Genomic DNA, 12509 nt, shown 5'->3' with positions numbered 1-12509 from the left:
GGCAATGAACCAAGCTGCTGATCACGCATCTCCGCTTGCTCCCGAGTGGTTGGCCGTTCCCGGGGACCTCAACGCACTGCAGGCGCCCATGTGGGCTGCCGGCGTTGAGAAGAACGACGCCGGTGAGGTCACCGTTGATGGTCTCTCCGTCAGTGAGCTCAAGGAACAGTTCGGAACTCCGCTGTTTGTCATGAGCGAATCGGACTTCCGCGCCCGGGCCCGGGCCTTCAAGGACGCCTTCGACGCCGCCTTCGCTGACATTTGCGGGGGAGTGGACGTCTACTATGCAGGCAAGTCCTTCCTGTGCACCGCGGTGGCCAGTTGGGTGGCAGAAGAGGGCCTGCGCCTGGATACGTGTTCCGGTGGCGAACTCGCTGTCGCCGCCCGCGCAGGAATCGACGGCTCCAACCTCGGCTTACACGGCAATAACAAGTCTTACGCCGAGATCAACCGCGCCCTGGACATGAAGCTTGGCAGGATCGTGGTGGACAGCCTCGATGAACTGGAGCGGGTGGCCAAGATAGCTTCCAGCCGCGGCGAGGTTGCCAAGGTCATGCTGCGCCTGACTCCTGGTGTGCACGCGCACACCCACGAGTTCATCGCCACCGCACACGAGGACCAGAAGTTTGGCCTTTCCATGGCCGGGGACTCCACTGAGGAAGCGGGCCTGTCCGCGGCCGAGGAAGCAGTGGCTGCAGCAACCTCCTACGACAGCGTCGAGCTCCTGGGACTTCACTGCCACATCGGCTCGCAGATCTTCGAGCCCGACGGCTTTGCCGTAGCAGCGGAGAAACTCCTGGGCTTCCTTGCCGCCATGCAGTCCAAGTACTCCATCGTCATGCCCGAGCTGGACCTGGGCGGAGGCTACGGAATCGCCTACACGCCGGTGGATACTCCGCGTCCGCCCGCAGAGATCGCGCAGGCCATGGCTGCCGTCGTACGCTCCAAGTGTGCTGAGGTGAACATCACGCCGCCGCGCATCTCCATTGAACCCGGACGGGCGATCGTGGGCAGCACAACCTTCACGCTGTACGAAGTCGGCACGCTCAAAACCGTCCGCGTTGACGCCCCTGAGGGTGAAGAAGTACAAAAGAACGTTACGTATCCACGGCGCTATGTGTCGGTGGACGGCGGAATGAGCGACAACGCCCGCCCGGTGCTTTACGACGCGGATTATTCGGCAATTTTGGCGTCCCGGGACTCGGATGCGGCTCCGCAGTTGTCCCGAGTAGTGGGCAAACATTGCGAGAGCGGCGACATAGTTGTTAGAGATGTATATCTGCCCGCGGATGTGGCAGCCGGTGATTTGCTCGCAGTACCGGGTACCGGCGCCTACTGCTGGGCCCTCTCCAGCAACTACAACTACCTGGCCCGGCCTGGCGTTGTCGCTGTACGCGACGGAGCCGCCCGGCTGATTGTCCGCGGGGAAACCGAAGAAGATCTCTTGAACCGCGACATGGGAGTGGCGAATGTCTGAAGTGCGAACCTTGAAGGTGGCCCTGCTGGGCTGTGGCAACGTTGGGGCCCAGGTTGCGCGGATTCTGATTGACGACGCCGAGGCCCTCGCTGCCCGCAGCGGTGCACGTCTGGAACTTTCCGGCATCGCCGTGCGTAATATCGACTCTCCGCGTGACGTCGAACTGCCGCGCGAACTGTTCACCACCGATGCCGATACTTTGGTCAAGGAAGCAGACCTGGTCATCGAACTCATGGGCGGCATCGAGCCCGCCCGTTCGCTGATCCTGACGGCTATCCAAAACGGCGCGTGCGTCGTCACCGGCAACAAGGCCCTGCTTGCACAGGATGGCCCCACTCTGTACGAAGAGGCTGACAAGGCCGGAGTCCAGCTGTCTTACGAAGCCGCCGTCGCCGGAGCCATCCCTATCCTGCGCCCCATCCGCGACAGCCTGTCCGGAGATCGCATCACCCGCGTGCTGGGCATCGTCAACGGCACCACAAACTTCATCCTGGACCAGATGGACACCACTGGTGCGCAGTTCTCCGATGCCCTGGCCGAGGCCCAGCGTCTGGGATACGCGGAAGCGGACCCCACTGCCGACGTCGAAGGCCACGACGCTGCAGCCAAAGCAGCAATCCTTGCGTCATTGTCCTTCCACACGCGCTTCTCGCTGGACGATGTCTATTGCGAAGGCATCACCAAGGTCAGCGCAGCAGACATCGCCTCCGCCAAGGAGGCCGGCTTTGTGATCAAGCTGCTCGCAATTGTTGAGAAGATCGACTCATCGGACAACGGCGGCGGCATTTCCGTGCGCGTCCACCCCACCCTCCTGCCGCGTGAACACCCGCTGGCCGCTGTCCGTGGCGCTTTCAACGCCGTCTTCATCGAGGCGGAGAACGCCGGCGAACTGATGTTCTATGGCCAGGGCGCAGGCGGAACCCCCACCGCATCTGCCGTGCTGGGTGACCTCGTCTCCGCTGCGCGGCGCTTGGTCCTCGGCGGTCCCGGGCGCACGGAAACCACCACGGGTCACGTCCCGGCCCTGGCCATCGATGCATCCACCACGAGCTACTACATCGGCCTCGATGTCGCTGACCAAGCCGGCGTGCTGGCCCGGATTGCTCACATCTTTGCCGAAAATGGCGTTTCGATCGAAACCATGCGCCAAACGATCCACCGTGACTCTTCCTCCAACGTTGAGTCAGCCGAACTGAAAATCGTGACGCACCGTGCGTCCGAAGCTGCACTTGCGGCAACCGTTGAGGCCGTCAAAGGCCTGGACGTCATCAATTCTGTAACATCCGTACTGCGGGTAGAAGGGGTCTAAGTGGCTCACCAATGGCGCGGAGTAATCCGCGAATACGCTGATCGTTTGCCTGTAACGGAAGCCACCAAGGTCATCACCCTCGGCGAGGGCGGCACGCCGCTCGTCCACGCGCAGAAGCTTTCCGAGCTCACCGGCTCCGAGGTATACCTGAAGGTCGAAGGCATGAACCCCACGGGTTCGTTCAAAGACCGCGGCATGACCATGGCCATGACGGCAGCCGTGGAGGCCGGTGCCAAGGCTGTGGTTTGCGCCTCCACAGGCAACACGTCCGCTTCAGCAGCGGCCTATGCCACTGCCGCCGGCCTCAAGTGTGCCGTTCTGGTACCGGAAGGCAAGATCTCCATGGGCAAGCTGAGCCAGGCCATCGCCCATGGTGCCACCCTGCTCCAGGTTGACGGCAACTTTGACAACTGTTTGGACATCGCCCGGAAACTCGGGGAAGCCTATCCCGTGTTCCTGGTGAACTCCGTGAACCCGGCGCGCATCCAGGGCCAGAAGACCGGGGCCTTTGAAGTTGTGGACAGCCTGGGCGATGCCCCCGACATCCACGTGCTGCCCGTTGGCAATGCCGGCAATATCACTGCCTACTGGAAGGGCTACAAGGAATACTCCGCGCCTTTCGAGACCGCCAACGGAACGCTTCCGGCTGTATCCACAAAGACGCCGGTCATGTGGGGCTTCCAGGCCGCTGGAGCCGCGCCGTTCGTTGCGGGGCACCCGATCACTGAACCAGACACGATCGCCACCGCCATCCGCATCGGTAACCCGGCATCGTGGGAGACCGCAGTTGCGGCCCGTGACGAATCGGGCGGACTGATTGAGGCTGTCACCGATGATGAGATTCTGGCCGCCCACCGCTGGTTGTCCGCCAAGGAAGGCGTTTTCGTCGAACCCGGCTCCGCTGCCGGTGTTGCGGGCTTGATCAAGAAGCACGCCGCAGGCGAAGTTCCGTCCGGCAAAACCATCGTCATCACCGTTACGGGGCATGGACTCAAGGACCCGCAGTGGGCCCTCCGTACCGAAGACGGCAGCGATGTCCAGCCCGTCAAAGTGCCGAACGACGTCGTCACCGTTGCCGCAGAACTGGGACTGGAAGAAAACTAAGAGTGGAATCAACGCAGCCCACCGCGACCGATCGTGCTTTCGTCGCGGCAGGCCAGCGGCTGACCGTCAAGGTCCCCGGCACGAGTGCCAACCTGGGCCCCGGTTACGACAGCCTCGGCTTGGCCCTGTCTATTTACGACACCTTGACGGTGGAAACGCACAACACCGGAGAGCTCGAGTTCGAGCTCTCCGGTGAGGGCGCTGACTCTCTTCCGCGGGATGCCAGTCACTTGGTGGTGCGCGCCATTGATCTTGCCCTGGATCGCCTTGGCTACCAGCGGTCCGGCCTGAAAATCATTGCTGATAACGTCAACCCGCATGGTCGGGGACTTGGGTCGTCAGCCTCGGCTGTGGTGGCCGCCGTTACTGCCGCCAATGCTCTGGTTCCCGCAGAATCCCGTAAGGACCGTGACTGGATCCTGCAGCTGACCAGCGAGTTGGAAGGGCACCCGGACAACGTCGCACCCGCAATTTTCGGCGGACTGGCGCTGTCATGGCAGGACAGCGAGCAGTACAGCAGCACGCGCGCTGACGTCACATCGTCGGTCATTCCCGTTGTGGCAGTCCCGGACTATGAACTTGCTACGGAAACTGCGCGTGGACTGCTCCCCGCATCGGTGGGTCACCACGCGGCAGCCATGAATTCCGGACGAGCAGCACTGTTGATCCATGCGCTCACTGCGGATCCAGCTTTGCTGCTTCCCGGAACGGAGGACTACCTCCACCAGAGCTACCGCGCGCAGGCCATGCGCCCCAGCGCCGACCTCCTCGGAGCTCTCCGGAGTGCGGGCCACGCGGCCGTTGTATCCGGCGCAGGTCCTACGGTGATGGTGCTGGCAAACGGTCCTGACCAAGCCGCCGCGGTTGTTGAATTCATAGAGGCGTTCACGGCCGTCAACACACCCGACGTCAGTTGGCGCGTGATGACGCTGGCTGTGGACGTTCAAGGTGCTAGAGTGGAAGTGCACCGCCGGTAAAGCCGCGGGCAGTTCCCTGATTTTGGATCTCGGTGTTTTGCCGTACCTTTCGTCAACTGTGCCAACGTTGGTGGTGTCGTCTCTTTCCGGCCTGTCTCAGGTGCCGCAGAAATCTCTCTGTTCCCTGAACGCTACGCCGGCTGTCCGGGCAACTGGATCCAGTGATGACGATCAGTATCCGGCCCTGTTGGCCACAATCCATCAGGCACGGCCCAAATCACCGGCTGCAGATCTGAACTGCAGCCCAGAACAAATCATCGCGTCCAGCTCTCGCTCTGGACGCCGTCGAGGGGGAAGGATCCTTCGTGACAGAAACCACTGAGCTGGCTTCAGCTGTGGACACAACATCTTCTGCTGCTGATTCGTCAACTGCAGCAACCACTAAGAGCAGCGGCCTTGCAGGCCTTAAGCTCGCCCAGCTTCAGGCTCTTGCCAGCCAGCTGGGCATTTCCGGGGGATCCCGGATGCGCAAGGGGGACTTGGTAACGGCCATTTCTGCACATCGTGCCGGAACGTCCACCACCAAGGCGCCTGCCAAGGCCACGGCCAAGGCAACTGCGGCCAAGGAAGCTCCGGCGGCAGCGCCGAAGGCCTCCAAGGAAAGCAGCGCACCGGCTGACACAGCCGCCGAGGCCCCTGCCCAGGAAGCACCGCGGGGCCGCGGTCGTGGCCGCAGCCGCCGTGCCACCAGCGACGGAGTTGTGGCAGCTGTTGAGGCCGCTGCTGCACCTGCCGAGCCTGCAGCCGCACCGGTTGCTGAAGCACCGGTCGTCGAGACCAGCGAGGCCTCTTCGGAGCGTCGCCAGCCCCGCACCCGTAACCGGCGCCGTGGCGAAGCTGCCGCAGCGCCCGCCGAATCAGCAGAAGCACCTGCCGCAGAACAGCGTGCTGACCGCACCGAACAGCGTGAACAGCGTGCTGACCGCACCGAACAGCGCGAGCAGCGTGCTGACCGCACCGAACAGCGCGAGCAGCGTGCTGACCGCACCGAACAGCGCGAGCAGCGTGCTGAACGCACGGAACAGCGTGAGCAGTCCGATTCGGGCGAGCAGCAGCGCGAGCGTCGCGACAACACCCGCGGCCGCCGTGACGACAACGACGGCGACGACACCGGCAACCGCCGCAACCGTCGCAACCGCCGTGACCGCAACGAGCAGACTGACCGGAACGACCGGAACGATCGTCGGGGCGGTCAGGACAGCCGCGACGGAAACACCCGCAGCGATCGCTTCCGCGACCGCAACGAGCGCCGCCGTGGCCGCGCCCAGGGACCTGACGTTGACGACGTCGAGGTCACTGACGACGACGTCCTGCTTCCCGTAGCAGGCATCCTGGACGTTCTGGAGAACTACGCGTTCATCCGCACGTCCGGCTACCTTCCCGGCGCCAACGACGTCTACGTCTCCTTGGCACAGGTCAAGAAGTACAACCTTCGCAAGGGCGACGCCGTCGTCGGTGCCATCCGCGCACCGCGTGATGGTGAGGACCGCAGCCAGCAGTCCGCCCGCCAGAAGTTCAACGCGCTTGTCCGCGTCACTTCCGTCAACGGCAAGACGCCTGAAGAGCTCAAGGACCGCGTCGAGTTCGCCAAGCTGGTTCCGCTGTACCCGTCCGAGCGCCTGCGCCTCGAGACCGACCCCAAGAAGATCGGTCCCCGTGTCATCGACCTCGTGGCCCCGATCGGCAAGGGCCAGCGTGGCCTGATCGTCTCCCCGCCGAAGGCCGGTAAGACGCTCATCCTGCAGTCCATTGCGAACGCAATCACCACCAACAACCCTGAGGTCCACCTCATGATGGTGCTGGTTGACGAACGTCCTGAAGAAGTCACGGACATGCAGCGCACCGTCAAGGGCGAGGTCATTGCCTCCACCTTCGATCGTCCCGCCGACGACCACACCACCGTGGCCGAGCTCTCCATCGAACGCGCCAAGCGTCTTGTGGAAATGGGCATGGACGTGGTGGTCCTGCTGGACTCCATGACACGTCTGGGCCGTGCCTACAACCTGGCAGCACCGGCCTCAGGCCGCATCCTGTCCGGTGGTGTGGACTCCGCAGCTCTGTACCCGCCCAAGCGATTCTTTGGTGCAGCCCGCAACATCGAAAACGGCGGCTCGCTGACCATCCTGGCAACGGCCCTCGTCGAGACCGGCTCCAAGATGGATGAAGTCATCTTCGAAGAGTTCAAGGGCACCGGCAACATGGAGCTCCGCCTGTCCCGCCAGCTGGCAGACAAGCGCATCTTCCCGGCCGTGGACGTCAACGCGTCCGGCACCCGCCGCGAAGAGAACCTGCTCTCGCCGGAAGAAGTCAAGATCATGTGGAAGCTGCGCCGCGTCCTTTCCGGACTGGAGCAGCAGCAGAGCCTCGAACTGCTGACCAACAAGATCCGGGAGACGCAGAGCAACGTCGAGTTCCTCATGCAGGTCCAGAAGACCACGCTCGGAGCGAAGTCGGACAACGACAAATAGCGTTACGTGGGGTGGGGCCGTCAAGTAATTTTGCCGGCCCCGCCCCTTCGCGTTGCTGCTGACGTACTGCGTACGTCAGCAGCAACGCTACGACAGGCCCGATGCCACTCCCGGGCCGGCAAAATTACTCGACGGCGGACTCGTCACCTTTACGTCCGGCGTCACCTTCGCTGGCCGGCTTATTTGAGCGGTTGGTCGTCAAGACACCAATCGTCGCAACTAGACTTGTCTGCGAGTCGAAAGAGGTTTGAAAATGTTTGAGTCCGTACAGGGATTGCTTGATGAGCATGCTGCCATTCAGGCCCAGCTCAGTGATCCTGCTGTTTATGCTGATCAGTCTGCAGCCAGGAAGCTGGGGCGTCGGTCTGCGCAGCTTCAGGGCATTGTGGAGGCGTACAACAAATGGCGCGGGCTCAATGACGATATGGAAGCTGCCAAGGAAATGGCGGACGAGGATCCCGAGTTTGCTGCCGAAGTTGTGCAGTTGGAAGAGCAGATTCCCGCGGCGCAGGAGCGGCTGCGTCGTCTGCTGATCCCGCGTGATCCGGACGACGCCCGCAACGTCATCCTTGAAGTGAAGGGCGGCGAAGGTGGCGACGAAGCTGCCTTGTTCGCCGGCGACCTTCTGCGCATGTACATGCGTTATGCGGAGTCGCGCGGATGGAAGACCGAAATGATTTCGGCCACTGAATCCGATCTGGGTGGCTACAAGGATGTTGCCGTTGCCATCAAGGGCAACTCCAACGACCCCGCGCAGGGCGTTTTCGCGCGTTTGAAGTTTGAAGGTGGCGTTCACCGTGTGCAGCGTGTTCCTGTGACTGAATCCCAGGGCCGCATCCACACGTCAGCAGCCGGTGTGCTGGTGCTCCCCGAAGTCGACGAGCCTGAAGAACTTGAGATCAACCAGAACGACCTCAAGATCGACGTTTACCGTTCGTCCGGTCCGGGTGGACAGTCCGTGAACACCACTGACTCTGCTGTCCGCATCACCCACCTGCCCACGGGCATCGTCGTGGCTATGCAAAACGAGAAATCCCAACTGCAGAACCGCGAAGCCGGTATGCGTGTTCTCCGTGCCCGTCTCCTGGCCCATCAGCAGGAACAGATCGACGCCGCCAACTCGGAACAGCGCAAGTCACAGATCCGCACCATGGACCGTTCGGAGCGCATCCGCACGTACAACTTCCCGGAAAACCGTATCGCCGATCACCGCACCGGTTACAAGGCCTACAACCTTGACGCCGTGATGAACGGTGATTTGGAGCCGGTGATCCAGTCTGCCATTGAAGCGGACGAGCAGGCGCGGCTGGACGCCATCGGCGAATAGCTGCCTGCTAACAGCGGCAGCGGACCAACACAGCAGAGTGCATATATGACGTTTTACCAAGGCCAGAGCCTCGCGGACGCTGTTCGCGAGGCTACAGCCGTATTAACCGACGCCGGCGTGCCCAGCCCGCGGGTTGACGCGGAGTTGCTTGCCGATCACCTGCTTGGCGTCGGCCTCGGACGGCTGCGCGCCATGGTGCTCGGCGATGCCCCTGCTCCCGATGGCTACCGGGAACTGGTGGAGGAACGGGCCGGGCGCGTGCCCTTGCAGCACATCACGGGTGTTGCATATTTCCGGCATCTGGAGTTGCGCGTAGGACCCGGCGTCTTCATTCCTCGTCCCGAAACGGAGTCGGTGGTGCAGTTGGTCATCGATCACGTCTCAGGATTGCCCAACCCCAAGGTAGTGGATCTTGGCACGGGATCCGGCGCAATAGCCGGCTCCATCGCCTTCGAGGTTCCGGGTGCCGAAGTTCACGCGGTTGAATACAGCATGCTTGCGCATGCCTGGGCTGCCAGGAACCTCGAACCTCTCGGCGTCATTCTCGTTGAAGGCGATCTCCGGGATGCCCTTCCTGAGCACAACGGAACATTCGACGTCGTGGTATCCAATCCGCCGTATATTCCGGCCGAAGCGATCCCCACAGAGCCTGAAGTTGCTCTCCACGATCCACCGGAGGCACTGTATGGCGGGGGAGCGGACGGCATGGTACTTCCGACGGCGGCAGCGGCGTCCGCGGCCCGCCTCCTTAAGCCCGGTGGTTATTTCGTGATGGAGCACGCGGAAGTCCAAGCTGCTTGGATCGCCGGGATGCTTCAGCGAACCGGACGTTGGAACAACGTCACCACGCACTACGACCTGAACGGCAAGGAACGTGCAACCAGCGCGATCCTGGCAACCCTGTCTCCTGATGAGTGAAAGAATAGCGCTGTGACCACAACCTATAACTGCACTTCCGATGACCAGCGGACTGAAGGGCTTCAGCATGCCCAACGCGCCATCAGCGAGAAGAAGTGCGTCGTGCTGCCAACGGACACCGTCTACGGCATTGCCGCAGATGCCTTCTCTCCGTTGGCCGTGACCATGTTGTTGGCTTCCAAAGGGCGCAGCCGGCAAATGCCTCCTCCGGTCCTGATTCCCCGGGTCAATGCCCTGGACGGACTTGCCACCGACGTACCTGCCGATGCCCGCGCTCTGGCTCAGGCCTTTTGGCCAGGTGGTCTGACACTGATCCTGCACGCGCAGCCATCCTTGGACTGGGACCTCGGCGAAACCAAGGGCACTGTGGCCCTCAGGATGCCCGATGACCAGATCGCCTTGGAACTCCTCGGACTCACAGGTCCTTTAGCTGTTTCTTCCGCCAACCGGACGGGCCAGGAGGCGGCTCAGACGGCGTCGGAAGCCCGACTTCAATTGGCGGAGTCCGTTGAGGTCTACCTTGAAGGCGGCTTCCGTCCGGTCAAGGGGACCGCTGCCTTGCCCTCGACGATCGTTGACGCCACGTCCACTCCGTTCCGGGTGGTGCGCCAAGGAGCCATTGAGCTTGAGCGGCTCCGTGAAATTGTTCCCTCCATCCTCGGTGTTGGCGAAGCCATTCCTGCAGAGGCCCCGGCTGCGGACGACGCGGCAGCCGAAGACGCCCAAGCTGACGATACCCAAGCTGACGATACCCAAGCTGAAGAAGCTGCACTCGAAGACGCCACAGAAAATGCTGTTGCCGAAGATGTATCTGTGCCTGCCGTTGACGCCGTGGGTCCCAGCGATGAGGCCACACCAGCGGACGACGCGCCGGCCGAAGTGACCGAAGCCGCCGTCGTCGGGGATTCAAAGCAAGACACGGTTAAACCGGAGGCCTCCAGCGAAGCCAAGTCCGAATGATTCCGGAGCGCCAACGCGTCCCCGTCCTTGACGTTGACGCCACTCCGATGCGCGTCCATGAGGTCATTGATGCCATGGGCGGTCTCATCAAAGCCGAAGCAACCGCCACCGTTCTTGGACACAATCTTCACAGCATCACGCTTCTTCACTCCCGTCCGGATGTCAGTTCTTTGTACGGGAACAGCTCGATCGTGCTCCTGGATGGCGCTCCGGTTGCCATGCTTTGGGGGCTCGCGCACAAGCGTCAACTCCAAACGCTGGGTGAGGGAACCATGGCCTACCGGCTCGGTTCCATGGATTGGATCCCGGAGCTGGGAAAGGTCAACGGTCTGGAGCGTATCGCTGTAGTCGGCGCCGGACGGGCTGCTAATACGAAGGCCGTTGCCAGGCTTCGCTCCATTATTCCCGGTGCAACAGTGGACGGGATGCCCGGTGAGGGGTGGGACAGCACCCTGGAAGACGCGGTGGTGAACTGGCTGACGGAGTTCCGTCCGCAAGTGGTCCTGTTGGGACTGGGTATGCCGCTTCAGGAGACGGTGCTTCACCGCAGGCTCGCAGATCTGCCACCTGCCGTTTATTGCGCCGTCGGCGGTGCCATTGAGCAGGTTGCGGGGATCCAAAAGCTGGCGCCGCGCTGGCTCGGGCGCCTGGGACTCGAGTGGGCCTGGCGGTTGGTCCTCCACCCGGGCCGCGTGGCCTACAGAGTTTTCGTTGAACCTTGGAAGCTGGCAAGCCTGCTGATCGGGCGCCGATTCCAACTATCCAAGACCAAAGGCAAGTAAATGACCTCCCACCCTGTCGTGGTCGCTGTTGTAGTGACATATAACCGGCGTGAACTCCTCCAGACCACTCTGGACGGCATTGCCTCAGGTACCCAGGTACCTGACGCCGTCGTCATCGTGGATAACGCCTCCACCGATGGAACCGCGGAATTCCTCCAGCAGTATCAAAGTCCGATGACCACTGATGTGGTCACATTGAACACCAACGTGGGCGGTGCCGGCGGTTTCGTCGTCGGCATGGAACGGGCCGTACTCGACCACGGGGCGGACCACGTGTGGATCATGGACGATGACACGGAACCGCAGCCGAATGCCCTGCGCGAAGCGTTGGATGCCTCCGAGTCCTACCTCACCGAAACCGGGGACGCCCCGGCGTTCATCGCGAGCCGTGTGGTGTGGACTGATGGCCGCGACCACCCGATGAACCGTATGCGGCCGCGGATGGGAGCCAGTGAGAACCAGCGCATCGCTGCTGCCCGGCTGGGTGCAACTCAAATCAGGAGTGCTTCGTTCGTGTCGGTGCTGATTCGCGCCGAGGAAATCAGACAACACGGCCTCCCCATTGCGGACTACTTCATCTGGAACGACGATTTGGAGTACACCGCCAGGATTTCCCGTCGGGGGACCGCCCTGACTACCAATGCGTCGGTGGCCAATCACCACACGAAGGTCTTTGGCGACGCCGGAGCGGATCCGGGCCCGCGCTTCTACTACGAAGTGCGAAACAAGCTCTGGGTTTACACCCGCTCGAACGCATTGGCGCCGTGGGAAAAGATCTTGTTTACAGGCGCATCACTGCGCAACTGGACCCGCACGATTGCCGCCTCGCCGAACCGCAAAGTACTCTTGGCGGGGCTGCTCAAGGGTCTGCGCCACAGCCTGAAAGCCCCGCGATCCAACGCTCAGGTACTGAACGGGATCTACGCGCTGCGTAACGTCCAAGAGCCTGTCAGGTAGCAGTTACGCTGCTTGAATCCCAGCCAAACACGCTGGGGCTTGGCGGCTGCGTCACAGGGGGGTCACGGCCATTGGCATTAGTATCGTGACTAGAGTCCACAGAAATCCCGCAACATTCGGCACAGCCGGTGCAGGCATGGCGACGGAGTAGTTCCATTTATCCAAAGACAGATTTCCACACCTTGAGCTGCCCACAAGTCGACGGCATTCGATCCCGTCGGCTGCATTCG

The 12509-nt window shown here is 62.3% G+C and carries 10 protein-coding genes; all 10 read left to right on the top strand.

The features are described from left to right. Positions 1 to 4: 4 nt before the first annotated feature. The 10 genes from lysA to CQ020_RS03275 all read left to right on the top strand — a co-directional run bounded on the left by lysA (position 5) and on the right by CQ020_RS03275 (position 12279). Positions 5 to 1477 carry a diaminopimelate decarboxylase gene (gene lysA, locus CQ020_RS03320; RefSeq protein WP_105690539.1) on the top strand — a complete coding sequence of 491 codons (1473 nt, stop codon included), beginning with the start codon at positions 5 to 7 and terminating at the stop codon, positions 1475 to 1477. Continuing rightward, a complete protein-coding gene (locus CQ020_RS03315; protein WP_105690538.1) occupies positions 1470 to 2786 on the top strand; it encodes a homoserine dehydrogenase in 1317 nt (438 codons plus the stop codon). The genes lysA and CQ020_RS03315 overlap by 8 nt, the downstream gene beginning before the upstream one ends. Next, a complete protein-coding gene (thrC, locus tag CQ020_RS03310) occupies positions 2787 to 3890 on the top strand; it encodes a threonine synthase (protein WP_062066363.1) in 1104 nt (367 codons plus the stop codon). Between the two features lie 2 nt (positions 3891 to 3892). Beyond that, positions 3893 to 4867, top strand: coding sequence for a homoserine kinase (gene thrB / locus CQ020_RS03305; protein WP_105690537.1), 975 nt, complete (start codon positions 3893 to 3895; stop codon positions 4865 to 4867). 305 nt (positions 4868 to 5172) lie between these two features. After that, complete coding sequence (gene rho / locus CQ020_RS03300) at positions 5173 to 7335, top strand: transcription termination factor Rho (protein ID WP_105690536.1); 2163 nt, start codon at positions 5173 to 5175, stop codon at positions 7333 to 7335. Positions 7336 to 7588: 253 nt separating this feature from the next. Further along, entirely contained in the window at positions 7589 to 8662 is a 1074-nt protein-coding gene (gene prfA / locus CQ020_RS03295) for a peptide chain release factor 1 (RefSeq protein ID WP_024817292.1), read from the top strand. 45 nt (positions 8663 to 8707) lie between these two features. Further along, on the top strand, positions 8708 to 9580 hold the full coding sequence (prmC, locus tag CQ020_RS03290) for a peptide chain release factor N(5)-glutamine methyltransferase (protein WP_105690535.1): 873 nt from the start codon (positions 8708 to 8710) through the stop codon (positions 9578 to 9580). Positions 9581 to 9592: 12 nt separating this feature from the next. Continuing rightward, on the top strand, positions 9593 to 10540 hold the full coding sequence (locus CQ020_RS03285; RefSeq protein ID WP_105690534.1) for an L-threonylcarbamoyladenylate synthase: 948 nt from the start codon (positions 9593 to 9595) through the stop codon (positions 10538 to 10540). Then, positions 10537 to 11322 carry a WecB/TagA/CpsF family glycosyltransferase gene (locus tag CQ020_RS03280; RefSeq protein WP_105690533.1) on the top strand — a complete coding sequence of 262 codons (786 nt, stop codon included), beginning with the start codon at positions 10537 to 10539 and terminating at the stop codon, positions 11320 to 11322. The genes CQ020_RS03285 and CQ020_RS03280 overlap by 4 nt, the downstream gene beginning before the upstream one ends. After that, entirely contained in the window at positions 11323 to 12279 is a 957-nt protein-coding gene (locus CQ020_RS03275) for a glycosyltransferase (protein ID WP_105690532.1), read from the top strand. The last annotated feature ends 230 nt before the right edge of the window (positions 12280 to 12509 follow it).

The sequence above is a fragment of the Arthrobacter sp. MYb23 genome (assembly GCF_002979775.1).
Classification (GTDB): domain Bacteria; phylum Actinomycetota; class Actinomycetes; order Actinomycetales; family Micrococcaceae; genus Arthrobacter.
Note: the sequence above shows the minus strand (reverse complement) of the source record. Positions and strands in the feature narration are given on the sequence as shown.

Coding starts and splice junctions, on each gene's coding strand:
- lysA (WP_105690539.1), top strand. CDS start 5: ATGAACCAAGCTGCTGATCACGCATCTCCGCTTGCTCCCGAGTGGTTG.
- CQ020_RS03315 (WP_105690538.1), top strand. CDS start 1,470: ATGTCTGAAGTGCGAACCTTGAAGGTGGCCCTGCTGGGCTGTGGCAAC.
- prfA (WP_024817292.1), top strand. CDS start 7,589: ATGTTTGAGTCCGTACAGGGATTGCTTGATGAGCATGCTGCCATTCAG.
- prmC (WP_105690535.1), top strand. CDS start 8,708: ATGACGTTTTACCAAGGCCAGAGCCTCGCGGACGCTGTTCGCGAGGCT.
- CQ020_RS03280 (WP_105690533.1), top strand. CDS start 10,537: ATGATTCCGGAGCGCCAACGCGTCCCCGTCCTTGACGTTGACGCCACT.
- CQ020_RS03275 (WP_105690532.1), top strand. CDS start 11,323: ATGACCTCCCACCCTGTCGTGGTCGCTGTTGTAGTGACATATAACCGG.